The sequence below is a fragment of the Providencia sp. PROV182 genome (assembly GCF_028480325.1).
GTDB lineage: Bacteria > Pseudomonadota > Gammaproteobacteria > Enterobacterales > Enterobacteriaceae > Providencia > Providencia hangzhouensis.
On sequence record NZ_JAMPOL010000010.1, the window covers coordinates 135,097 to 158,819 of the forward strand.

18 protein-coding genes and 1 other RNA gene are annotated in these 23,723 nt (G+C 39.5%); 8 read left to right on the plus strand and 11 right to left on the minus strand.

Annotation, left to right across the window (positions count from 1 at the left end; genetic code table 11):
* The first annotated feature begins 192 nt into the window (after positions 1 to 192).
* The 3 genes from PR834_RS08665 (at position 193) to PR834_RS08675 (ending at position 8,519) form a co-directional block, all read left to right on the plus strand.
* Positions 193 to 4,098 carry a hypothetical protein gene (locus tag PR834_RS08665; protein ID WP_048608909.1) on the plus strand — a complete coding sequence of 1,302 codons (3,906 nt, stop codon included), beginning with the start codon at positions 193 to 195 and terminating at the stop codon, positions 4,096 to 4,098.
* Positions 4,099 to 4,447: 349 nt separating this feature from the next.
* A complete protein-coding gene (locus PR834_RS08670; protein WP_048608908.1) occupies positions 4,448 to 6,487 on the plus strand; it encodes an ATP-dependent nuclease in 2,040 nt (679 codons plus the stop codon).
* Positions 6,477 to 8,519 (plus strand): UvrD-helicase domain-containing protein, encoded by a 2,043-nt coding sequence (locus tag PR834_RS08675; RefSeq protein WP_048608906.1) that lies wholly within the window; start codon positions 6,477 to 6,479, stop codon positions 8,517 to 8,519. Before PR834_RS08670 ends, PR834_RS08675 begins: the two co-directional genes overlap by 11 nt.
* A 96-nt stretch (positions 8,520 to 8,615) precedes the next feature.
* On the opposite strand, the gene PR834_RS08680 is transcribed toward PR834_RS08675, so the two are convergent.
* The 3 genes from PR834_RS08680 to smpB form a co-directional block, all read right to left on the minus strand.
* Positions 8,616 to 9,857 (minus strand): integrase, encoded by a 1,242-nt coding sequence (locus PR834_RS08680; protein ID WP_197268987.1) that lies wholly within the window; start codon positions 9,855 to 9,857, stop codon positions 8,616 to 8,618.
* Between the two features lie 183 nt (positions 9,858 to 10,040).
* Positions 10,041 to 10,404: a transfer-messenger RNA gene (ssrA, locus tag PR834_RS08685) on the minus strand.
* Between the two features lie 48 nt (positions 10,405 to 10,452).
* Positions 10,453 to 10,935, minus strand: coding sequence for an SsrA-binding protein SmpB (gene smpB / locus PR834_RS08690; protein ID WP_004265004.1), 483 nt, complete (start codon positions 10,933 to 10,935; stop codon positions 10,453 to 10,455).
* 153 nt (positions 10,936 to 11,088) lie between these two features.
* Here smpB and PR834_RS08695 point away from each other — a divergent pair, with 153 nt between their 5' ends.
* Positions 11,089 to 11,523 (plus strand): type II toxin-antitoxin system RatA family toxin, encoded by a 435-nt coding sequence (locus tag PR834_RS08695; RefSeq protein WP_036959027.1) that lies wholly within the window; start codon positions 11,089 to 11,091, stop codon positions 11,521 to 11,523.
* On the plus strand, positions 11,507 to 11,812 hold the full coding sequence (locus PR834_RS08700) for an RnfH family protein (protein WP_004265002.1): 306 nt from the start codon (positions 11,507 to 11,509) through the stop codon (positions 11,810 to 11,812). Before PR834_RS08695 ends, PR834_RS08700 begins: the two co-directional genes overlap by 17 nt.
* Positions 11,813 to 11,985: 173 nt before the next feature.
* On the opposite strand, the gene bamE is transcribed toward PR834_RS08700, so the two are convergent.
* The 3 genes from bamE to nadK all read right to left on the minus strand — a co-directional run bounded on the left by bamE (position 11,986) and on the right by nadK (position 15,138).
* Entirely contained in the window at positions 11,986 to 12,378 is a 393-nt protein-coding gene (gene bamE, locus PR834_RS08705) for an outer membrane protein assembly factor BamE (protein WP_004265001.1), read from the minus strand.
* 112 nt (positions 12,379 to 12,490) lie between these two features.
* Complete coding sequence (gene recN / locus PR834_RS08710) at positions 12,491 to 14,152, minus strand: DNA repair protein RecN (protein ID WP_272536595.1); 1,662 nt, start codon at positions 14,150 to 14,152, stop codon at positions 12,491 to 12,493.
* Positions 14,153 to 14,238: 86 nt separating this feature from the next.
* Positions 14,239 to 15,138 carry an NAD(+) kinase gene (nadK, locus tag PR834_RS08715; protein WP_110591985.1) on the minus strand — a complete coding sequence of 300 codons (900 nt, stop codon included), beginning with the start codon at positions 15,136 to 15,138 and terminating at the stop codon, positions 14,239 to 14,241.
* Between the two features lie 101 nt (positions 15,139 to 15,239).
* Between nadK and grpE the strand changes: the two genes are divergently transcribed.
* Positions 15,240 to 15,833 (plus strand): nucleotide exchange factor GrpE, encoded by a 594-nt coding sequence (grpE, locus tag PR834_RS08720; protein WP_004264998.1) that lies wholly within the window; start codon positions 15,240 to 15,242, stop codon positions 15,831 to 15,833.
* Between the two features lie 53 nt (positions 15,834 to 15,886).
* On the opposite strand, the gene ung is transcribed toward grpE, so the two are convergent.
* Positions 15,887 to 16,567 carry a uracil-DNA glycosylase gene (ung, locus tag PR834_RS08725; protein ID WP_110591984.1) on the minus strand — a complete coding sequence of 227 codons (681 nt, stop codon included), beginning with the start codon at positions 16,565 to 16,567 and terminating at the stop codon, positions 15,887 to 15,889.
* 380 nt (positions 16,568 to 16,947) lie between these two features.
* Here ung and grcA point away from each other — a divergent pair, with 380 nt between their 5' ends.
* A complete protein-coding gene (gene grcA, locus PR834_RS08730; RefSeq protein ID WP_036959024.1) occupies positions 16,948 to 17,331 on the plus strand; it encodes an autonomous glycyl radical cofactor GrcA in 384 nt (127 codons plus the stop codon).
* 158 nt (positions 17,332 to 17,489) lie between these two features.
* The gene (locus tag PR834_RS08735) at positions 17,490 to 18,935 is read left to right on the plus strand and encodes an ankyrin repeat domain-containing protein (RefSeq protein WP_112308257.1); all 1,446 of its coding nucleotides are present in this window, start codon (positions 17,490 to 17,492) and stop codon (positions 18,933 to 18,935) included.
* A gap of 32 nt (positions 18,936 to 18,967) precedes the next feature.
* On the opposite strand, the gene srmB is transcribed toward PR834_RS08735, so the two are convergent.
* The 4 genes from srmB to PR834_RS08755 form a co-directional block, all read right to left on the minus strand.
* Positions 18,968 to 20,305, minus strand: coding sequence for an ATP-dependent RNA helicase SrmB (gene srmB / locus PR834_RS08740; protein WP_004264992.1), 1,338 nt, complete (start codon positions 20,303 to 20,305; stop codon positions 18,968 to 18,970).
* Positions 20,306 to 20,496: 191 nt separating this feature from the next.
* Entirely contained in the window at positions 20,497 to 21,702 is a 1,206-nt protein-coding gene (gene gltS, locus PR834_RS08745) for a sodium/glutamate symporter (protein WP_036959023.1), read from the minus strand.
* A 271-nt stretch (positions 21,703 to 21,973) separates the two neighbouring features.
* Positions 21,974 to 22,891, minus strand: a complete 918-nt coding sequence (hutG, locus tag PR834_RS08750; RefSeq protein WP_094961685.1) for a formimidoylglutamase — start codon at positions 22,889 to 22,891, stop codon at positions 21,974 to 21,976.
* Positions 22,892 to 22,893: 2 nt separating this feature from the next.
* Positions 22,894 to 23,625 (minus strand): IclR family transcriptional regulator, encoded by a 732-nt coding sequence (locus PR834_RS08755; RefSeq protein WP_004912819.1) that lies wholly within the window; start codon positions 23,623 to 23,625, stop codon positions 22,894 to 22,896.
* Positions 23,626 to 23,723: the final 98 nt, after the last annotated feature.

Sequence of the window (23,723 nt, forward strand, 5' to 3'; positions counted from 1 at the left end):
TGCTATTGGTTTATTTCTGGTTTTTCTGAACCAATAGTGTTACGACAGTTAGGCTGATCATAAATTTATTAGTCTTTACTGTGATTGTTCTACTCATTCTATACCTTATACATGCACTATTAGCTCAACTCGATATAATAGTTTCACTTCCGGCAATTTAAGTGCCAATATTTTCGTTAAAAAGTCTAAGCCATGGCAATTTTTGATATTGAAAAAGATGAATTACTTGGGCTATCTGATATTCAGTTAGAAGAACTAATCGCTCGTCTTTCAGAGGCAGAAGTAGCAGCACATGGTCATAGCCCTGCTAGGGTAAATTGGTCTGGATCAATCAATGCTCCAGATGATGGTATTGATGTTCATGTTAATGTTCCTGTAGAGCAATTAACTACAGGATTTATTGAAAGACCGAATACAATCCTTCAATCAAAAAAACATTCAATGCCGAAGACTGCTATTACAAAAGAAATGGTTATTGATGGTGAATTATCATCAACGATTTCTTTATTAGCCGCACAAGGGGGAAGTTACATTATTGTCAGCTTAGCTGATGATTGCTCTCCTCCAATGTTAAAAGACCGTATTGAAGCCATGCAGGATGCAGCGAGCAGAGATCCTAATGGCAGTAATTTGCATTTATGCTTCTTTGACCGTTCTAAATTAACTCAGTGGGTGCGCCAACATCCGTCAGTGATGTTATGGGTGAAAAGGAAGTTGGGTCGAGGATACTCTGGCTGGCAGCCGTATGGGGCATGGAGCAACCCACCGCAAGGAGCGGTAGATACGATAATTTTCGCACAAGGTGTGAAGATCTCATTGCCATCAGGAAAAGGTCAGAATCTTAGTATTGAAGATGCAATCGGACCGATGAGAGACCTTGTACGAACAACTAATAAAGCAATTCGTATTACTGGGTTATCTGGGGTAGGGAAAACGCGTATCGTACAGGCGCTTTTTGATGAAACTGTAGATACAGTTGGAACAGATGCTCTTGATAGAACAATTGCTGTTTATGTTGATACTGGTGCTAAACCAGAGCCGTCGGCTACAGTCATGTTGGAGAGGCTTATTTCTGAAAACCGACATTCAATTATGATCCTTGATAATTGTCCGTCAGACCTCCATGCAGATTTGGCTAAAAGGGTTTCTACTGCATGTGACAATGTAAAACTCATTACTATTGAGTACGATATTAGGGATGATAAACCACAGACCACAGAGGTAATTCACATAGAGACAGTTGGACCGGAAGTCGCTGAAAAATTACTGCGTCGTCGTTTTCCTAATATAGGCGAGAATAATGCTCGTAGGGTAGCAAAGTTCGCAGATGGTAATGCAAGAGTCTCTTTGGCAATAGCTGAGAGGGTGGAAGAGGGTGAAAGTTTGGCTCAACTATCCGACGCTCAATTGTTTAACCGTTTATTCGATCAACGTAATCACCAGAATGATGATTTAAAGGAGCAAGCGGAAATATTATCTTTAGTATATTCATTTTCGATTTCTGATCCCGATGTAGGGGAAAGTGAATTAGAAGTATTGAGCTCTCTTTCTGGGTATCCTAAAAACCAATTATTTCGCACAGTCAAAAAATTAATAGATAGGCATATTGTACAAAAAAGAGCTCATTGGCGAGCTATTTTACCTCATGCTATTGCGAACAGATTAGCATCGTCAGCACTTGATAGTATCCCCACCGAACAGCTTAGGGCAACCTTTGAAGCATCGAACAATCAACGTTTATTAATGTCATTTGCTCATCGGTTAGGGTTGTTACATGACCATCCTGTCGCCATCGAGATTGTTGAAAGTTGGTTACAACCTGAAGGACTGTTAGGGAAAATTCTAGAGCTAGATGATTCACAAATAAGGATGTTGGAATATATCGCTCCAGTGGCACCTACTGCATTGCTTGATCGAATAGAAGTCGAACTTTTAAGCTCCCAGTTCAAAGAAGTAATGCTCACTACTTCCAATAGAACCACCATAATCGAACTGTTTCAATCTGCTCCCGATGTTTTACGTTTAGCTTCTATAATTAAAATTCTGCAAGCATTAGCTTACGAAGCTAGTAACTTTGAGCGATGTGCTAAGCTATTAATTCTAATTGCGGATTATGAAGAAGAAAGTAGTAAAAACGATACCGCTAGACAAAAGCTGACAAAATTTTATCAGCCATATTTATCAGGCACCCATGCTTCTATAGAGCAGCGTATTGAGATTATGAATGAATGCCTTATTTCAGATATTATTGCTCGTAGATCTTTAGGGCTTAAAATGCTTTTAACTGCTCTTGATAGTGGTTTATGGTCAGGTATTGGGTTGTATGAATTTGGTGCTAAGCCTAGAGATTTTGGATTCGAACCTAACTACGATGAACTGGTTGAGTGGCGTCATATTTTTATTAATTTTGCATTGCAATTAGGGATTTCAAGTGACCTTGAGTTGAAAAACTGTGCTCGAAAAATTCTGGCGAATCAGTTTAGAGGAATGTGGTTTCAAGAACCGATGAGAGAAATACTTATCGATGTAGCTCGTAAATTGCATAATGACTCTCCTTGGGGAGAAGGTTGGATAGCCATTCGTTCAGTGATCTATTTTGATTATACTGAACATCAAAATAATCAAGAAGTTGAATCATTACCAGATAATCTGGCCGCTTTAGAAAAAGAGTTAAAACCAAATGAATTAATTTCAATAATAATGGCGTATGTATTCAGTAGCAGTGGGGATTATTGGGCGCTGGACGATGATTTTAGACTAGATACAACTGAAAAATATAGTAAATCAGAAAAACGCCTTGCTGATAAAGCACAATTATTAGGCCAAGAGTTCGCTTGCTCAAGTTATACGCTTGGTGAATTAGGCTCTAATTTATTTTCTGCTGATTGGATGCCATATCGAATAGCTTTTGGTAAAGGATTAGCTAAAGGAACATATGATCAGAAAATCTATTGGCAGAATCTTGTTGATGAGTTGAAGAAACATCCCGAAATTAATAAAGATTTCTCAGTTTTTAAGGGATTTATTGACGAAGTTGATTCTGTAAATAGAGAGCTAGCGCAGGAATTTCTTGAACAGTGCGCAAAACATAATGAACTTAGAAACGTTTTAGTTGCTCTACATCCACAACGAGAATTTACAGTTAATGATCTGAATCGCTGTATGACAATTTTGGATGATCCAGATATTAGGCCAATCATGTATGGTCCGATTTTGTGGAGGAAAGAATATGGAGATTTACCAAAAGAGTGCATTCTTGACCTTACTTCAAGGCTTTTAAGTAAACCAAATGGTGATGATATAGTTTTAGATGGCCTTAGCATGAGGTTACATGACGAAGATGAAGCAATCGATACTCTTGGTGCTGAATTTAGATTACTTGGTCTGAAAGCTGGAATATCGCGACTTAAGAGGAATGATAATGACTCTGGCGGTATGAGCGATTATAACATGGAGCGTGTGATTAATGCTGCTTTACGTTTTGATGGTAACGAATCGGAAAAACTAGAGTGGTTAAATACTATTTTTGAGGTAATTGACAATAGCTACGGTTGTATTTACTCATTTGCAAATGTTATTGGAAAGACTGCGTCATTGATGCCAGACGAATTTCTTTGTCGTGTTTTTGAAGGGGCCGATAGGCAAAAACAGTCACGATTATATTTTATCCGTAGTGATGATAGGAATGGTTCTGCTCTTGAAAAAATAGATATGAATTTACTGCTTGAGTGGTGCCGTACCAAAAATGATAGCAGCATATTTGCGGCTGTAGCGACAGGCATATACCTTTGGGTAAAAGATGAGATTACATCAGCAACGATCTTGTCTGAGGTGGCAATCAAATTATTAGAACTAGCACCTGAACCAAAAGTTGTTTTAGAAGCTTTTGCAGCGCGTACAGCTCCATCTAGTTGGTCTGGTAGTCTGGCAAATATAATGCAATCTAGAGCAGATGCAATTAGCCAGCTAATTACCCATGAGCGTACCGACATTTCTATAGCTACAAAGTCGGTGAATGAAAAACTGATTCGCTGGATAGAGAATGAAAGAGTCCGTGAACGTAAGGATGCTGAAGGACGTGAACAGCGATTTGAATAAACAGGATATAGAAAGTTGCTTAAGACATTTCATATACGGTTCATTGCTCAATTCAATTACTTAATTCACAGGGTATAACTGGCCCTGCTTGAGGTAAATATATTACTCAATTAATCAGGTGGATAAATGTTGGCATGAGGTAAGGCTAAGTAAGAGCCGTAGTCAAGAATTGGGTAAGTGATTAACTGCAATTGTATTAGCTTATATTCGAGCAGCGTAGTACATATTAAAAACTGACGGTCAATATAGAGCAAAAAGGATATAATTTTAAATTGTTTGATAGCCTGAGAAAAAATCAGCAGTCGACCCAAAGCGAACCCCTAGTAATTAACAACGAAGGACAATAATCGTGTATTTAGCTGAGTTAACCATTACCAATTTTAGATCATTTGGCCCTGACGGCATTACAGTTAAATTTCGCGAAGGGTTAACAGCGCTTGTCGGTGAAAATGATTCTGGCAAGACAACAGTAATTGATGCACTGAGATTCCTTCTCGGAACAACTGATCAAGAATGGCTTCGATTTAGCGATGATGACTTTCACAAGTCAAGTGAAGGTAGTTCTGAATCAAGTGAAATTAAAATATCAGGCACATTTAAAAAATTAACCTCCGGCGATAAATCAGGATTCGCAGAATATTTAACCTATGGAGTTAATCAGGGAGATGAACCTATCCTACACCTTACGCTCACTGCAAAGCGCATGGGAATTAGGGCTGGTAGGCCATATATCTCCACAGACTTTCGCTCGGGTAAAAATGGTGAAGGTCCAAATCTGGATAACAACTGCCGTTTATTACTTGCAGCTACATATCTAAGGCCTCTTCGTGATGCTGAACGAGAGCTTTCCTCTGGTCGTAACTCTAGGCTTTCGATGGTGTTAAATTCGCTCGATGGAGCAGAAGTAGGCCTGTTGTTTGATGCGGCAAGTACTGACCTATCTTCATTTAGTTACGATGACATTAAAAAGCTGGGGTTACTAGGACTGGGTGACTTATTCAATAAGCTGATTGAACATCACCCGCATATTGAGAATGGGAAATCCAAAGTTAATAGTCATTTAGACGAACTGCAACTTCATGGCGACTCAATAAAAAGTTCGATATCAGTTAGTCAGAATGGCTCTGATTCTCAGAGGCTTAGGCAACTATTAGAAAAGCTAACTCTAAATGTGGATAATACACTTGGGAGAATGGGGCTAGGGTCAAATAACATCCTCTTCATTGCATGCGAATTAATACTTTTAGCCGATAATCAAGATAATTTTCCATTACTGTTAATAGAGGAGCCAGAGGCTCATGTACATGCACAGCGTCAACTTAGGTTAATTCAGTATCTTCAGAAAATAGTTAATTCAAAAGAAGATAAAGAAAACAAACCACAAATAATAATCACTACCCATAGCCCCAATCTAGCATCAGAGGTTGATCTTAATAATTTAGTTATTATTCGAGCTGGCAAGGCTTTTTCTACCGCTGACGGTGAAACTGAGCTTGATTCAAGTGATTATAAATTCCTTTCACGTTTTCTAGATGTAACTAAAGCAAATCTATTTTTCGCCCGTGGTGTCATAATTGTAGAGGGCGATGCGGAAAACATTTTGATGCCTACATTGGCCAAGTGCATTGGGAAAGATTTTACGGAACATGGAGTTTCTATAATCAATGTCGGAGGCGTTGGACTGCGGCGATACGCTAAAATATTTATGAGAAAAAATCCTGATCAAGATGGAATACAACCTACGCCTGTTGCTTGTGTCACCGACTTGGACGTTATGCCAAACTGTGGTCCCTATATTATTAAGATCATCAAAGACGATAGTGATTGGCCAACATTAGGGAGTGGAGAAGAGAGAAAGTGGCGCGCTAAGAGGGATTTTGAATTAACGGGATTAAATGAACATAAGGAAAAGATTAAATGCAAGGCCCATGGGCAGAATGTTAAGTCCTTTGTAGCAGATGAGTGGACACTAGAATATGACTTAGCATTTTCAAACAATAACGCTTTGGCTGAAGAGGTCTACATTGCAGCTCAACTAGCGATATGGGATGAGGGGGGGAATTACTCTGAAATTACTGATAAGGAAAAATTTGAGAAGGCTCAAACCAAATACGCAGCCTTAAAGGAAGACGCAGAGCAACTTGCTGTAGAGAAGAGTTGGGACATGAATGAAGTTTTAGCTAGTAAAGTCTATGCAATGTATGTCACAGGCTCTAAAGCTTCAAAGTCCATCGCGGCACAGTATTTTTGTGGAATTATCTTGGACAAGATAACTCGTGAAAAAACATATGATTTAAGGACTAAGCTTCCGAGCTATGTTGTTGATGCAATAGACTATGTTACATCGAATCTTCATATTGCTTCAGGGGGTGAGATTCATGAAAGTTGAACTACCAAAGATTACGGATGATGATATTACTTGGGTGGTGAAAGTATTAGGCTTACCCGATGATGCCTTTTCACCAGAAAAAGATGGCGGTGCAAGAGAGCGAATACTTAAATCCCTTAGCGAAACATTGGATGTATCGGCTTGCCCCGGTAGTGGAAAAACAACTTTACTTGTTGCAAAGCTGGCGATACTTGCACGTAACTGGCCTTATCGACGTCAAGGTATGTGTATTCTATCGCATACGAATGTGGCTAAAGAAGAAATTGAAAAGCGCCTAGGAGGAACGGAAGTCGGCCGGGCGCTTTTGTCATATCCACATTACATTGGAACTATACATGGGTTTGTTAATGAATTTATGGCTCTCCCTTGGTTGAGATCAAAAGGATTTCCCATAAAAGTTATTGATTCAGAGTTTGCATATAGTTGGCGTTGGAATAAATTAAAACCTTGGACTAGGGAAAACGCTGAAAAAGTTCTTGTACCTAAAGATGTGATAACGGCTACTAACAGTCAATTTTCTATTGGTCAAGTGCGTTGGGGAAAAGGTGTACTGGGTGTAGATACGAAATCATATAAGGACATGTCAGACTCTTGTCGAGAATCTATCCGAAAATTCGGTATTCATACACATGATGAAATGTTTATGTGGGCAAATGATCTTATGGATTATTCACCTTCCATGAAACAACATATCCGAGGCCGCTTCCCCCTTGTATTCCTTGATGAAGTTCAAGATAACAGTGAGGCTCAATCATCCATTCTTCACAGAGCATTTATAGAAGGTGATGGCGCGGTTTGCCGTGTACGATTCGGGGATAGTGATCAAGAAATATTCGATCATGCTGGTGAGGTTAACAGTGCAAAAACTGATAAATTTCCATCAAATGAAGTTAAGTATGACCTCCCAAATAGCCATCGCTTTGATCAATCAATAGCAAATTTAGCTTCTCCTTTATCGGTAGGCAAAATGAGTTTGACCGGCCAAGGGCCAAAGGTCGGTTCATCAAAAGATGTAGCACACGCTATATTTCTAATTGACGAAAATAGTACTGGGGCTGTTTTAAAAGCCTATGGGCTTTACCTGCTTTCAGTATTTGATGAAGAACAAGAATTGTTGGATCGATTAACCTTTACCGCTGTTGGAGCTGTACACCGAGATAAAGATGGGTCTGAAAAAAACAAACCCCACAATTTATCTCATTACTGCATTAAATATGATCCAGATATCGCGAGTAAAGACCCAAAGCCTAAAAATTTTTTGCAATATGTCAACGCTGGCCATAGGTTGGGAGAGAGGTTAGCTACAGATGGAACTGGAGGTGAATCATTCACTACAGTTGAACGTATTTCTATGGGGATAATTAACTTTGCTAAAGAGGTATCAACCCTATTCGATCCAAAACCAAGACAAAGAAATCATCGATTCATTTTGGAGTTGCTAAAGGATGACCGTGCGAATTATGATAAATACCTCAACCTTATGAGCTATTTCGCTGTTGGCCGAAATTTCCCTTCGGAGGCTGATTGGAGTACCACATGGAAGGATATTGTAATTGATGTCGTGACTTCTATATCTGGGGTAGCTCCGCAGAGCGACCACCCTTTTCTAGGTTATCAACTATCTGAAGATTTTTCTTCAAACCATATTGGCACTAGGAACAATATATATACTGTAGAAAATGACGGACGGAAAGTGAATATTAAGTTAGGTTCAATTCATTCTGTAAAAGGCGAAACGCATACCGCAACTTTGGTATTAGATACATTCAATAAATCGCATCATTTAAAAATGATTTTTCCATGGATAAAATGTAAACCCAGAAATAAAATTTCTGATTCTGATATAAAGCGATTAAAGCTTCATTACGTTGCTATGACACGGCCTTCACATCTCCTTTGCTTGGCAATGAAAAGGAGTTATATCGAAAATAAGAGTGGAGAAATAAACCAAAAGGAAGTTGACGCGTTGAAGAAGCAAGGATGGAGTAAAATAGCTATTGTCGATCGCACTGGTAGGTGTGATTGGTTGTGATGTAACTAATATCTACTTCTAGCTGTGAATTCAACTAGATATGAGTATCGCTCCGTACTGTTATAGTGCCAACTAAATTTAGCTGGCACACACAAATTACCCAACTAGCGATATCCCTCTTATCCCGCCTTCAATAATACTTCCCCTGTCAGCCTCCTCAATAAAATCAGCCCACCATTGCATCATAGGTCGCCTTTGCTCTAAGTAATCACTGCGGTTATAAGCGCGTCTAACTTCATTTTTATCAACGTGGGCGAGGGCGGCTTCGATAACATCGGGTGGGAAGCCTTGCTCATTGAGTGCGGTACTAGCAATTGAGCGTAGGCCATGAGAAACCAATACACCACCGAATCCAGCGCGTTTTAACGCAGCGTTGACGGTTTGGCTGTTCATCGGTTGGGTAGGCTTGATACGGCTAGGAAAGATAAACTCACGATTACCACTGAGAGGTTTCATTAGCTCTAGAATAGCTAAAGCAGCTTCAGATAACGGAACGGTATGTTCACGGTTCATCTTCATTCTAGCAGCAGGTATCTTCCATTCCTTGGTATCAAAGTTGATTTCATCCCAACGGGCTTCAGCGGCTTCAGCAGGGCGCGAGATAGTGAGTAGCTGCCACATGAACAGACATCGAGTAGATAGGCTAATACTAGCTGTACGCATTGTCTGCATGAGCTTTGGTAGCTGATCAGGAGGAATACTTGGCATATTCTTTTTCTTGGGTTTTTCAAAAGCTTTGCCAATGTTGATACTTGGAACGGCATCAATTAAGCCAGTATTTTGAGCATAGATCATCACTTCGTTAATGCGCTGACAAAGGCGGCGGACGGTTTCTAATGCACCTCGTGCTTGAACCGGTTGTATTGCTTGAACCAATATATGGGCTTTGATATCGGTAACACTAATATCACCAATAGCGGGGAAGACATCTCTTTCAAGTGAACGCCAGATATCATTACCATAATCTTCGGTTACGGTGGACTTCTTCACTTCCCACCAACGTTCAGCAACTAGTTGAAAGGTATTTGCCTTAGCTTCTAAGCTGTTACGGACTTGCTCTTTATGGTGATCTTGTGGGTCTATCTGCTTAGCGAGTAGTGTTCTTGCTTCAAGGCGGTAACTACGTGCATCAGCAAGACTGACGGCAGGGTAAGACCCAAGGCTCTTTTTAGCTCGTTTTTTAGTGAGAGGGCGAATGTAGCGAAATGACCACAGCTTGCTGCCATTGGATTTAACCAATAGTTCTAATCCATCGCCATCATAGAGGACATAATCACTCTGTTTTGGCTTTGCTGCATCGATCTCTTTTGCTGATAAGGGTTTGGTTTGTCTTGCCATTTTTGATGTTCCATTGTTTTTAGGCACCTCAAAAACTATAAAGGTTAACGAGGTGCCTATCAAGGTGCCTAAGATGATTGGATTTAATTAGGTGACATCAGACTGCGCAGGACATAAAAAAGCCCGCAACTCATTGAGTTAGCGGGCTTTTTAGTCTTCTTTGGACGTCCTTAGAAGATAATTTGGTGGAGCTGGCGGGAGTTGAACCCGCGTCCGAAATTTCTACATCCTCGGTACTACATGCTTAGTCTAGTCTTTGAATTCATTTGCCAGCTGCGGACAGACACGCCACCAACAAACTATCCTGATTAAGTTTAACGCTTCAACCCCAGGCAAGGCATCCACGCGATCTCTTTTGGGTTTGACCTCTCTTGATCCCCGTCCTAAGAGCGGAGGCTAGGGAGAGAGGGCTCTAAGCAGGTTATTAAGCTGCTAAAGCGTAGTTTTCGTCGTTTGCGACTATTTTTTTGCGGCTTTTTACGAGGCCAACCGCCCCTCGGCATGCACCTTGGGTTTCGCAAATCCCGTCGAATCCAGAATCAGCCCCAAGTTGTTGAGCGCAGTATAACAGAAAAATACTCTATAAAGCTAGAGGTTAGCGATTAGAATGTTTCATTATACGTGCTTTATCGAGTTGCCATTCACGTTCTTTAATATCAGAACGCTTATCGTGAGATTTTTTACCTCTGGCAACGCCGATTTTAACTTTACACCATGCATTTTTCCAGTAGAGAGAAAGTGCAATAACGGTATAACCTTCGCGGTTAACTTTACCGTAGAGTGTATCTAATTCACGTTGATTTAAAAGTAATTTTCGGCTACGAGTTGGGTCGCACACAACGTGCGATGATGCAACAGTCAGCGGTGTGAAGTTTGCACCGAATAAATAAGCTTCGCCGTCCCTTAAAAGAACGTAGCTATCTCCAATGTTGGCTTTGCCTGCACGGAGTGATTTGACTTCCCAACCTTGCAGGGATAGACCCGCCTCGAACTCCTCTTCGATAGAATATTCGTGGCGAGCACGCTTGTTCATAGCAATTGTTGCTGAACCGGGTTTATATGGTTTTTTCTTTGTCATAGTGCAATCATTATACTGTAAGCTGAGTTGAAAGAAATCTTTCTAAGCTGATATTTTTTTGATTGTGCAAATCTTGCCCTATGTGGGTTTTGTTTTTTGTTTAACCAATCAAAGATGGTATTATACGCTCAGTTTTTGGGGATAGGAATTGATATGCCACAGATTAGTCGCTCTGCGTTGGTCCCTTTTAGCGCAGAACAAATGTATAAACTCGTTAATGACGTTATTTCATATCCGAGCTTTTTGCCGGGGTGTGTAGGTAGCCGAATTATTAGTCATAGTTCTGAAGAAATGACCGCTTCTGTTGAAGTGTCAAAAGCAGGCATTAGCAAAACTTTTGTCACAAAAAATGTGCTAGAGGATAACAAGTGCATTCATATGCAACTTGTGGAAGGGCCATTTAGTAAATTAGCTGGTGGTTGGAAATTTATTCCTTTAAGCCCTGATGCTTGTAAAATCGAGTTTCACCTTGATTTTGAATTTACAAATAAATTGATAGAACTTGCATTTGGCAAAATTTTTAAGGAATTAGCTAATAATATGGTTCAAGCCTTCACTTTAAGAGCAAAGGATGTATACAGTGTCTGAGCTGAATATTGAAGTGACATATGCGCTTCCTGAAAAGCAATTTTTGCTATCAGTAAAAGTGAAAGAGGGGGCGACAATAGAAGAAGCAATACTAGCTTCTGGTATTTTAGCTCTTAGAGATGATATTGATCTTAAAAAAAATAAGATTGGTATTTATAGTCGCCCTGCTAAATTGACAGATTTAGTGCAAGATGGGGATCGTGTTGAGATTTATCGACCTTTGATTGCAGACCCAAAAGAATTACGTCGCAAACGAGCGGAAAAGTCTAAAGAAGTTAAAAATAAGTAAACCGATTATACGTAGCGAACCGAGCAAAGCTCGGTTTTTGTCTTTAAATTTATTTATACAAGTTGAGTCTAAATAAATTTTTAATAAAGATACTCATAATAACAACCCGCCTGAATAAGTCCTTCATAAAACAGGTTGTTACTATCACACTAGGTGGTTCTTAGTGTTTGTGGTTAGTCAGCTGTTTTAGTTTCTGATGCTTTTGTTTCAGCAGCTTCCATTGATTCCTGCGCGGCAAGATTTTTCTCGTTTTTGATGTCAGTAAGAATACCATTGCGATCAAAAATCAGAGTCAAAGTTTCTTGCTGAACTGGGTCATGCCCTAGTTCTTGGCGGAAAACATAATACCAAGTCTGAGTACCAAACGGGTCAGATAACATTGGCGTGCCCAAAGTATAAGCGACCTGTTGCTGTGTCATTCCTTTTTGGATCTTAGCAACATCTTTCGCTGTGAGGTAATTACCTTGGTTAATGTCCGGGTGATAGACAAGACGTTCCATCATTGAACAGCCCGTAGACATTAATGCGAGTGATAGTGCGGCAGCAGTTAACAATTTATAACGCATGGATATCTCATTCCTTTTGGAGTCAGAACATCAATGATAATCGACATTGATACAATTTAAAACCTTCCTTATCGACTCTAAGACCACATGAGCGTAAAAAAGTTGTCAAAAATTATGCTGCAAGTAACTCTTTTGCGTTGGCTAGTGTATTTTTGGTGACTTCTGAACCTGCCAAAAGGCGCGCAAGCTCTTGTAATCTAGATTTTTTATCTAATAGCTGCATATGAGTTTCAGTTTCAACGCCATTAGTTTCTTTGCTTACATAAAAATGATGATGTCCACAACCTGCAACTTGAGGTAAATGCGTTACACACATGACTTGAGTTGATTCACCTAACTCACGTAATAACTTACCAACAATAGCGGCTGTTGGTCCGCTAATACCCACATCGACCTCATCAAAAATTAACGCTGGAGTATCCATTTTCTTAGCGGTAATAACTTGAATAGCTAGTGCGATACGCGATAGTTCACCACCTGAAGCAACTTTAGCGAGCGCCTGATGTGGCTGACCTGGGTTCGTTGTAACATTGAATTCTATCTTACATGCACCATCAGCCTGCAATTGTTCTGGTATAAATTTCACATCAATAGTAAACAGACCATGAGGCATTGAAAGTTGATGCATACTGTTGGTAATTAGTGTGCTTAACTCTTGGGCATAATGCAGTCGCACATGGTGTAAACGCTCTGCACAAGCTAATGCTTTTTGATGATCGATAGCAACTTGCTCGTTTAAAGTTTCACAATCTTCGTTTTGATTAGCAATTTGTTCTTGCTCAGTCAATAACTGTTGAAATAGTTCAGGTAGTGCCTCGGGGCTAACATGATGTTTTCGAGCTAAGCTAATTTGTTTAGAGATACGTTGCTCAAGTTCAAATAAACGGTTGGGATCAAGTTCGTATTGATCGCAATAATGTTTTATTTCATCACTGACTTCACTGACTTGTATTGATGCTTCTTCAAGCATATCGAGAAGTTCTGAAAATTTCGGATTGAGAGCAACGAGATCAGTCAATTCATTTTTTGCCATATTTAATAAACTAATGACGTTCGTATCATCATTTTCAGATAGTATGTGCGTAGTTGTTTGACCAATAGATAAAAATTGCCCATGATTAGCGAGTTGTTTATATTCTTGGTCTATCTCTTCAAATTCTCCTTGAACAGGAAGGAATTCGTTCAGTTCTTTTAGATGATATTCCAGCAACTGTTGTCGAGATTCACGCTCTTGCATTTCTTTTTGAAATACGGCTAATTGTTGGCAGGAGTCGTGCCATGTTTTCCATGCTTTTTTCATTTGAGCAAGTAGTTCTTGCTGGTTTGAATAGGCATCAAGCAGGGACTTTTGATGAGTGTTATCTAGCAAGAGTTGGTGCGCGTGCTGGCCATGAATTTGGATCAGTAATGTACCGAGTTCTCTAAGTTGTGATAAAGGTACAGAAACGCCGTTAATAAAACCTCGGGAACGGCCGTCAGGAGAGATAGTCCGACGTAATAAGCACTCATTTTGGTTATCAAGTTGGTGCTCAATAAGCCAATTAGCAGCCATCTCAGCATCAACTAAGGAAAAACGGGCACAAAGATCAGCACGCAGTGCACCAGGGCGTACCATATTGGCCTCCCCCCGATTACCTAAACATAGGCCAAGAGCATCAATAGCAATGGACTTACCCGCACCTGTTTCACCGGTTATGGCTGTCATACCATTACGGAAATCAATTTCTAATTCACGTACGATTGCAAAATTATTGATTGTTAGTTGGGTAAGCATCTGCGCTCTCCTGTAAAAATACACACCTGTGTTTTAATACAGTGTATGACTGTTTTTTTATACAGTAAAGAGGCAGAGTGAAAAAATTAAAAAGTTTTTTTAGCCCAGCCTAATTTTGAGCTTAACGTATTGAAATAATTGTAATCTTGTGGATGAACTAAATTAAGATTTTTATTACTACGTTTAACAATAACTTCCTCTCCATCCTGAATAGGGAGCATAATTTGGCTGTCACAGCTGACTTCATAATCAATATTTGTTCGTAAAAACTTCAACCGAATACTGCTGTCGCTGCTAATCACCAGTGGTCTGGAGGATAAGGTATGTGGAAACATTGGAACTAATACAATAGCATCCAAGTTTGGGGTTAAAATAGGGCCACCTGCGGAAAGAGAATAAGCTGTAGAACCTGTTGGTGTGGCGATAATCAAACCATCAGAACGTTGAGAAAAGGCAAATTTTTCATCAATGTAAACCTCGAATTCGATCATATGCGCAACTTTGCCTGGGTGCAGAACAATCTCATTAATTGCGGTGCTTTTACGTGCTTTTTGGTTAGCTTTAATGACTTGTGCTTCTAGTAAAAAACGTCTTTCTTCGCGGTATTTTCCTTCAAGAACACTTGAAAGTTGTTGCAATGCATTATCAGGGTCTAAATCAGTAAGAAAACCGAGATTACCACGATTTACACCGATCACTTTATTATTATACCGGGATAAAATACGAGCAGCGCCAAGCATATTGCCATCCCCGCCAACGACGACAACTAAATCAGCCTGTTGGCCTATTTCAGTTAATGTACCCGTGTTGGCATTAGCTAATTTTAAATCTTTAGCAACTTGTTTATCGATAATGGCATGATAATTTTTTGAAATTAACCAATGGTATATTAATTCATGAGTTGCCAATGCTTCAGGATGCCTAGGGTGCCCGACAATGCCTATCGTTTTAAAATGTGGTAGTGCTGTATTATTGTCCTTTCGCATACTTTTTTGGCCTCTGATTGTATGACTTCCCTTGAATCCCTGTATTAGATCCCCATAATACTCTCATATATGGGATTAATGCTAAATACGCGGAGATATTCATGAGTAGTAAAGACCAAAACATGCATGATGAGCAAGCTTTTGAACAAAATGAATCACAAAAAGTTCAAGCTGAGCAAGAAGCCAGCGTTCAACAAGCTGATGAGTTACAAGCAGACGAACAAGCGTTAGCCGCGCGTATTGCTGAGCTTGAGCAACAGTTAGAAGCTTCACAAAAAACTGAACGTGAAGCGATGTTACGTGCACACGCCGAAATTGAAAATATTCGTCGTAGGACTGAGCAAGATATCGAAAAGGCACATAAATTTGCACTGGAAAAATTCTCAAATGAATTATTGCCAGTGATTGATAACTTGGAACGTGCAATAGAAGCTGCTGATCACGAAAGTGAAGAGTCTAAAGCGATGTTAGAAGGTTTAAATTTAACGTTAAAAACCTTTTTAGATGCAGTGGCTAAGTTCGGTATTGAGCCTGTCAGTGAAGTGAATGTGCCATTCAACCCTGAAGTTCACCAAGCGATGACGATGATTGAGTCACCTGATCACCAAGCTAATCATGTGATTGATGTGATGCAAAAAGGGTACACGTTAAATAACCGTTTACTCAGACCTGCAATGGTTATTGTGTCTAAATAATCGATGAAATGGGATACGTGAGTATCCCATTTTTTATTGTCCGCAATTTGAAATTATTCGCTAATTACAGGTGTCCAATCTATAGGTTTTTTGCCTTGCTGAGCTAAAATTTCATTTGTTTGTGAAAAATGCCCACAACCTAAAAACCCGCGATGAGCAGAAAGTGGGGAGGGATGTGGGGCTTTCAGAACATGATGGCGTTTAGTATCAATAATTTTACCTTTTTTCTGGGCATGAGAGCCCCAGAGTAAAAAGATCACGCCCTCGGTATTTTCATTAATTGCTTCAATAACTTTATCTGTAAATGTTTCCCAACCTAAATGTGCATGGGAATGGGCATTGCCTTGCTCGACGGTGAGGACGGTGTTAAGGAGTAAAACACCTTGTTGAGCCCAACTGAGCAAGTACCCATGATTAGGCCTTTGAAAGTCACTAATATCTTTTTCTAGCTCTTTATACATATTGACTAATGATGGTGGTGGCTTAATTCCTGGGAGTACGGAAAAAGAGAGGCCGTGAGCTTGCCCTGGCCCATGGTAAGGGTCTTGCCCAAGGATAACAACTTTAATATCAGAAAGCTCGGTATACCTAAATGCATTAAAAACGTCGTCTTGAGCAGGATAGATAATTTTACCATTTTTGCGTTGTTCTGCTACATAAGCCAACGTTTCTTTGAAGTAAGGTTTTGATTTTTCAGGGCCAATAACATCGTGCCACGTAATGGAGTTTGACATGAAATATTCCATAACAATGAATTTAAGAAGGAACAATTATATGAACCAGTTGATAGCTATAAGCTTACTGGTTCATGAGGGAGAGATAAAGCCCTGATATTGAGTATTAATCTTTAAAAAAAATTGAAAATATATAAAAATAGTTAAAAAAGTGAATTATGAATTTTGATTTAAATCATAATGTTGGGTTGGTTGAATTAGTTACTAAGCGGAATAATTGATAAATATCAAAGAAAATAGGGGATCTAGCTGGTATAAAATACCTATATACATTGGTTAGACCAAATATCCAATTACAAGTTTTCATAAGATTGATGGTTAATGTAGCTTCGATTTATTAAGCAAATCGAATGCAATCTAGCTCGAACGTGGAGGTCGACATGATTACAGGTATTCAAATTACTAAAACTGATAATGCAGCATTGATGAATTCGTTTTGGTTACTGGATGACGAAAAAAATGAAGCTCGTTGTGTTTGTGCGAAAGCCGATTATAACGAAGGGCAAATCGTTGCTAAAGACGAATTAGGTGCTTTTGAGTATCGTGAAGTTCCTTTAGAAATGAAACCAACTGTACGTGTTGAAGGTGGTCAGCACTTAAATGTTAACGTATTAAGTCGTGAAACATTAGAAGATGCAGTTAAAAACCCAGAAAAATATCCACAATTAACAATCCGTGTTTCTGGTTATGCAGTGCGTTTTAATTCATTAACGCCTGAACAACAACGTGATGTTATTACTCGTACTTTCACTGAAAGCTTGTAATAAATATTAAATGTAATTACATCTAGTAATGCATAATAAATTCTAAAGCCATTGTTACCAATGGCTTTTTATTTGTTCCTAATAAAGTTGATTATTTCCCACCTTGGTTATTTGTATTTCAATATTCTTCCAACAAATACACTTGTTAGGGAGAATTCATGTCACTACCAACACTACAAACATTATCAAAAAAAGATGAATATATTTTTGTTAGAGAAAACTTAAATATTTATTTGCAGCACCAACATCAAGAAATTAAACCTTGTATAACAGATTTATGGCCTAAAGAGATATTAAGAGAAGACTTCTTAGGAGGTCATGCACAACAAAATGACTATATTTTGGCTCTATTAGCGCAAGGTGCTTATCATAAAAATTGGCGGAATATTCAGGGTGTTGAAAGATTAAGTAATAAAGAGATTTTTGATCTCGGAATTAATGCGGAACTATTAAACGACGAGCAAACAGGTTTTCAAGCTAATATCTGTCGATTTAATGATTTATATATTCTTTGTTTTGCTGGTACTAACGATATTATCGATTTTTACAGTAATATTCGTCAAGGCCTTGGTTTTTATGAGTCTCAATATTTTCAAGCTGTTGGTTTGATGAATGTTTTATTCAATGCAGTTAATGGAAACACAATTTGTACAGGGCACTCATTAGGTGGAGGATTGGCATCAATAGCGGCGTTAGCGAGTCAATCACCCTGTATCGCATTCAGTCCTGCAGGGCTGGCAAAAAATACTATTAATAATATTGGGATTGATTATCACGTTGCTGAAAAAATGGCACAAGAAGGGTTGATACGTTATTACACGGTGCAATATGATTGGCTCGATGGATTACAAAACTCTTTACCGATCCCTTCTGCGTTGGGAAATTGTATTAAAATGGCTTATAGCGAACATAGCTCTTGGAAAAATTGGTTACCCACCCGTTTATTAACAAGAAGTTTTATTGCTCATTCAATGCTTAAAATTATTAGGGTTATGTGCAAACATAAGCCATGGAATAATTGGAATGCAATCACAGGTGAATATAATAAGGTACAAGAAATACCACTAGAAATATTTCCAACTAAAGAAGAAAAACAGGAAATGAGTTGGCAGGAATGTTGTGAAAGTGCTATCAAAAAAGGAAATATAACGGAGTTTTCAGCACTTTTATCATTAGACCACAAACCTTGTGACATTAGTTTATTGGCACAGCAATCAGTCAGAACAGTTAATGGGCAATTTATGGCAGCCCTAATGGAATCTCAATATGGTCAAACAATTAAAATGTTTCAATCCAGAGGCCAAAAAAGTATTTTGCATTTAGCTGCGCAAAATGGCCGTCTTATACAATCGCAACTTTTATTAAAAAATGGATTAACAGTGAATATTAAGGATAGTTTGGGGAACACACCTTTACATGATGCGTTAAATAGCCATGCACTTGATGTTGCTACATTACTATTGGAAAATGGAGCCGATTGGCGAATTAAAAATAATAAAGGCTTAGATTGTAAGGATATACTTGGTAGCCATATTATTAAGTATGATTTGCTAACTCATGAAGGCAAACAAATGCGAGATAAAGTTTTTCAAATGATGGGCTAAATAAAAAACGGGCCTAAACCCGTTTTTAGTGACTAGCTTTTATCGCTAGCTGTTGGTATAGAAGGGCTAGCAGGAGTACGACGTTTACCAATATTTTTCTTATCGCGATGGCGTACTTTTTCTTTTTTCTTAGCTTGTTCTTCTTTTTTCTTTTCTTTACGCTTAGCAAGCACTTTCTTCGACGGTTTTGGCTTATTTAGCATCGCTTCTGAAGGGGCTTTAGTTGTTGGACGTAAAGAATCAACCACACGAATTTTGATAGGTTCTTCAATATAACGAGTAATTTTACCCAATAATGGGAAGTCATGCGCTTCGACTAAGGAAATTGCGGTTCCTTTACGTCCAGCTCGGCCGGTACGGCCAATACGGTGCAAATACACATCTGCAGTTCTAGGTAAGTCAAAGTTAAAAACATGGCTAACGTTTTCGATATCTAAGCCACGGGAAGCAACATCTGTTGCAACGAGTACTTTAACTTGGCCATCAACTAGGCGACGTACCGCTTCATTACGCTTAGCCTGCGGCATTTCACCTTCAAGATAACAAGGTTCGATACCCGCTTCACGTAACCATTGGACTAATTCGCGCAAACGCTCACGCTTACGCACAAAGACGATAGCTTTGGTGACTTCATCTTGTTTTAACAAATGGCACAGTAATGCCGTTTTATGCTCTAGAGTGTCAGCACGGTAATGAAATTGCTGAATTTTTTTACGTTCACGGCGTGAAGGGTCGGCGTCAATTTCAATTGGATCTTCTAATAAGCGCTCAGCAAAGTCACGAATAGCTTCGCCTTCAAGAGTTGCAGAAAACAGCATGGTCTGCTTGCGCCAGCGCGTTTCGCCTGCAATTGTTTCTATGTCATTGGCAAAACCCATGTCGAGCATGCGGTCAGCTTCGTCGAGGATCAAAATCTCAACTGCACGGCAGTCAAAGTTTTCTTCTTTAATATATTGGAGTAGACGGCCTGTTGTTGCGACGACAATGTCTTGATTTTCACTGAAAACTTCAGCGTGATTCATATAAGCAACACCACCCGTGATTGTTGCAATATCGAGGTGATTATGGGCACATAATTCTTTTGCTTGGTCAGCAACCTGCATGGCTAATTCACGAGTTGGCGTGACAACTAGAACGCGAGGCGGCCCTGATTTCTTTCTAGGGAAATCAAGTAAATGTTGGATCGCAGGTAGTAAGAACGCGGCGGTTTTACCTGTACCTGTCGGAGCTGAACCTAATACATCGCGGCCATCCATTGCAGCAGGAATAGCTGCCGCTTGAATCGCGGTTGGACGTTGATAGCCTTTATCTGAAAGCGCATCAATTAGGCTTTCATCAAGTTCAAGTTCAGTAAAAGTGGATGCAGTCATGATATACCTCTATTTGGGGCGCTGATTATAAACAGGTTAGCAAAATTGTTCACCTGAAAAAATCAGCTTTGCTCAAGTGTATCTGTTTTCACTGTGGACAGGGAGCGATATATCAATGTATGTGAGTGAAATATAGAGAAGATAAATAATTGAAGGAGGAAAGAGCTTTTCCTCCTTCATGCTTATCTAACTTAGCTAAGTATATTAATTAACCATGTATGATAAGGAATACCAACTAAGTCAATGAGCACGGCACCACTGAGTGGCACAATCATGAAAGCTTTCATTGACACTTGTTTGTAACGTTCACAAACAGAGGACATATTCGCCATTGCATTTGGCGTCGCACCTAAGCCGTGCCCCATTAGGCCTGCACACATTACTGCGGCATCGTAGTTTTTGCCTAATAAGCGGAAAATGACAAAGACAACTAATAGAATTAAAATAATCACTTGCGCCAATAGAATGGTGAATAATGGCAAAGCAACAGCTTTTAGCTCCCATATTTTCAATGACATCATCGCCATAGTCAAAAATAGGCCAAGCGAAACTTCAGAGATAAGGTCAACCGACTTTTGGTTAATACGGAATAATTCTACTTGGTCATTAATATTGCGAATAACAATCGCAATGATCATTGCTCCAACATAGCTCGGCAAAGAAAACCCGGTTGCTTTGGTAAATTGCGCTGAAGCGAATTGACCAATAACCATAATTCCAAGAACAAGTGCTAGCATTTTTAAAAAGGCGTGAGCATCGATGGATTCAATTTTTCCAGCAATGGTTTCAGGAACTTGAACTCGCTCAACATTTTCATCAGCTTTAATCTGCACGTTAAATTTCTTAATTAAGAACGTTGCAATCGGACCACCAAGTAAACTTCCTGTAATTAGGCCGAATGTTGCTGCGGCAATTGCGGCAACCGTTGCGGATTGCACGCCAAGGCCCTCAGCCATGCCACCAAAGGCTGCTGCACCACCATGTCCCCCAGTAAGAGAAACGCCACCAGCCATGATACCAATAACGGGATCAACACCGAGTAAATGAGCAAGGCCTGCACCAAAGGTGTCTTGGAAAATAACCACAAACCAGCAGATAAACAGGTAGATAAAGAGTAACCGACCACCACTTTTTAAAATACGGAAGCTGCCGTCAATACCAATAGTGGTAAAGAAAGCGACCATTAAGAAGGTTTGTAAACTGGTATCAAAATTGATTTCGGCCAGATTAAATGATTTGAGCCCCCAAATAATCAAACTAACCAGAAAGCCGCCAATGACGGGAGAAGGGATACAAAAGCGCTGTAGCCATTCGATACGTTTCTTTAAGTGGATCCCCATGAGTAAGCAGATCACCGTTAGGAAGAGGGTGGAGAGTGTGTCGAGGTGTAGAATCATATTTTTCCCTTTTTAACTGTTGTCTTTCACGCTACAGCGTTGTTGGCCGCGCTCCGTTACCCTAGTCACATACTTTTGTAGCTCCTAGGGATAACGTCACTTGCCGCCTAGCTGTAACGCGAAATTCAATAGTTAAAAACCATTAAGTTATTGTGTTACGGCTAGTTTGATAATCAACTTCAAAGCTATTTTTATTGTGGTGTTTGAAAATTAATAATCTTAACAGCGTGAGAAACAGTGTATTTATCAGTCGAGTTGTTGTGTTGTTTTATTAGAATAAATATTGGTATATCAAATAAGCCGCGAGTTTGGCGGTATGGTTGTCAATATCAAATTCAGGATTACATTCTGCGATATCAAAAACCGCAATTTTTTGGCTGCTCTTGATAATGGCAAACAATTCATCAAAAATTTCAGTAGAAATGCCTTTTGGTGCTGGTGCACTAACGCCCGGCGCAATAGCAGCAGAAAATACATCTAAATCAACGGTGACATATAAATAGTCTACTTCGTCAATAAATTTTTTAATTTTTTCAATCGCTTGAGGTAGCTTGGAATAAGCGAGTTCTTTATCGCGGATATATTGGCAACCTAGCGTATCTGCGGTATCGAATAATACTTTTGTATTGCCATGATCTGCGATGCCTAAACATAAATATTTGAAAGAGCGTTGGTGTTGCTGGCACAACATGGCTGATTGTAAAAATGGAGTGCCAGAAGTGGCGACAGGGGCTTCACGCAAATCAAAATGTGCATCAAAGTTAATAATACCAATCGTTTTACCCGCTTGATGTTGTTCAACGTAGTCAAACAGGCCCTGGAAGCTCGCAAATGCAACTTCATGACCGCCGCCAAGGACAATCGGTTTTTGGTTATCAGCGAGGAGAGCGATAAGTTGGTCGGATAAACGGCGTTGTGCTGCTTCTAAATTGCCATCATCACAGCGAATTGTACCGACATCTTTGATTGCAATTGGTTGATGAATAGGCAAACCTGCCAGTTGATGACGAATTGCATCAGGGCCTGCTTTTGCACCTTGGCGGCCTTTATTGCGTCGAACGCCCTCATCAGAAGCAAAACCAATTAATGCAAACTTGGCAGGTGTGTGTTTATTAATGACTTGGTGGATGCGCAAATGTTCTTGTGTTTCACCATCTGTGCGCCCTTGCCATTGGAAAGGTTGTGTCATAGTTACTCCAAGTTAATTAATTTAGTGATGTTATGCGCTGTTTGGCAGGTGTGCGTGATAAATTCATCCACGCGATGTGTAGAGCGAAATTCAGGTGCCATAACTGAAACGACAGCTAACACATCATTACCTTTGAAAATCGGTGCAGAAACACCCAGTACGCCTTCATCGATTTCACTCACAGACATGCCGTAACCTTGTTTGCGTATCTGTTGTAAATCTTGTTGTAGCTTTATTTTTTGTTGTTCAGTGGTTAACTGCTTTGTATGAGCTTCAAGTACTTGGTTTTGATAGAGTTCATGACGAAAAGCTAACAATGTTTTCGCACTTGCTCCTTTAACTAAAGTATTGCCCCGGCCAATAATAAAAGAGCAGCGCAGCGCTTGTTCACTCTCAATCATGTCGACACAAATGGTCTCTCGTAAATTTGAGGTGATAATCGCCACGGTTTCTTGGGTTTTTTTCGCTAAAGTTTGCAGTTCTTGTTTAGACGCGCTCATCAATAAACTGTGGTGATAGTATTTTTCTTGATTTTTGATACTCTGCGAGCCAACACAGTATGTTCCATATTGTTTTGCGTGAGATACAAATTCCCAATCTATGAGAATTGTTAGTAAACGATAGACGGTTGATAATGGGATCTCTAACGCTGATGAGATAGACTGTGGCGTCACTGGAGATGCGCAAGTTGTGATGTAAGACAAGATGTCTAAGGTTCTATTTATACTGTTCATGGCATCTCCTTTTTTTCGAACTTATCAGTAAATTTTTTTCGTCTCAAATATAATTCTCATATTATGAGAATTATATTGTAGCAAATAGGTTAAATTAT

Excerpts from the sequence above, each read along its gene's own strand:
- PR834_RS08665 (WP_048608909.1), top strand. The coding sequence starts at position 193 with ATGGCAATTTTTGATATTGAAAAAGATGAATTACTTGGGCTATCTGAT.
- PR834_RS08675 (WP_048608906.1), top strand. The coding sequence starts at position 6,477 with ATGAAAGTTGAACTACCAAAGATTACGGATGATGATATTACTTGGGTG.
- PR834_RS08680 (WP_197268987.1), bottom strand. The coding sequence starts at position 9,857 with ATGGCAAGACAAACCAAACCCTTATCAGCAAAAGAGATCGATGCAGCA.
- smpB (WP_004265004.1), bottom strand. The coding sequence starts at position 10,935 with ATGACAAAGAAAAAACCATATAAACCCGGTTCAGCAACAATTGCTATG.
- PR834_RS08695 (WP_036959027.1), top strand. The coding sequence starts at position 11,089 with ATGCCACAGATTAGTCGCTCTGCGTTGGTCCCTTTTAGCGCAGAACAA.
- PR834_RS08700 (WP_004265002.1), top strand. The coding sequence starts at position 11,507 with ATGTATACAGTGTCTGAGCTGAATATTGAAGTGACATATGCGCTTCCT.
- bamE (WP_004265001.1), bottom strand. The coding sequence starts at position 12,378 with ATGCGTTATAAATTGTTAACTGCTGCCGCACTATCACTCGCATTAATG.
- recN (WP_272536595.1), bottom strand. The coding sequence starts at position 14,152 with ATGCTTACCCAACTAACAATCAATAATTTTGCAATCGTACGTGAATTA.
- nadK (WP_110591985.1), bottom strand. The coding sequence starts at position 15,138 with ATGCGAAAGGACAATAATACAGCACTACCACATTTTAAAACGATAGGC.
- grpE (WP_004264998.1), top strand. The coding sequence starts at position 15,240 with ATGAGTAGTAAAGACCAAAACATGCATGATGAGCAAGCTTTTGAACAA.
- ung (WP_110591984.1), bottom strand. The coding sequence starts at position 16,567 with ATGTCAAACTCCATTACGTGGCACGATGTTATTGGCCCTGAAAAATCA.
- grcA (WP_036959024.1), top strand. The coding sequence starts at position 16,948 with ATGATTACAGGTATTCAAATTACTAAAACTGATAATGCAGCATTGATG.
- PR834_RS08735 (WP_112308257.1), top strand. The coding sequence starts at position 17,490 with ATGTCACTACCAACACTACAAACATTATCAAAAAAAGATGAATATATT.
- srmB (WP_004264992.1), bottom strand. The coding sequence starts at position 20,305 with ATGACTGCATCCACTTTTACTGAACTTGAACTTGATGAAAGCCTAATT.
- gltS (WP_036959023.1), bottom strand. The coding sequence starts at position 21,702 with ATGATTCTACACCTCGACACACTCTCCACCCTCTTCCTAACGGTGATC.
- hutG (WP_094961685.1), bottom strand. The coding sequence starts at position 22,891 with ATGACACAACCTTTCCAATGGCAAGGGCGCACAGATGGTGAAACACAA.
- PR834_RS08755 (WP_004912819.1), bottom strand. The coding sequence starts at position 23,625 with ATGAACAGTATAAATAGAACCTTAGACATCTTGTCTTACATCACAACT.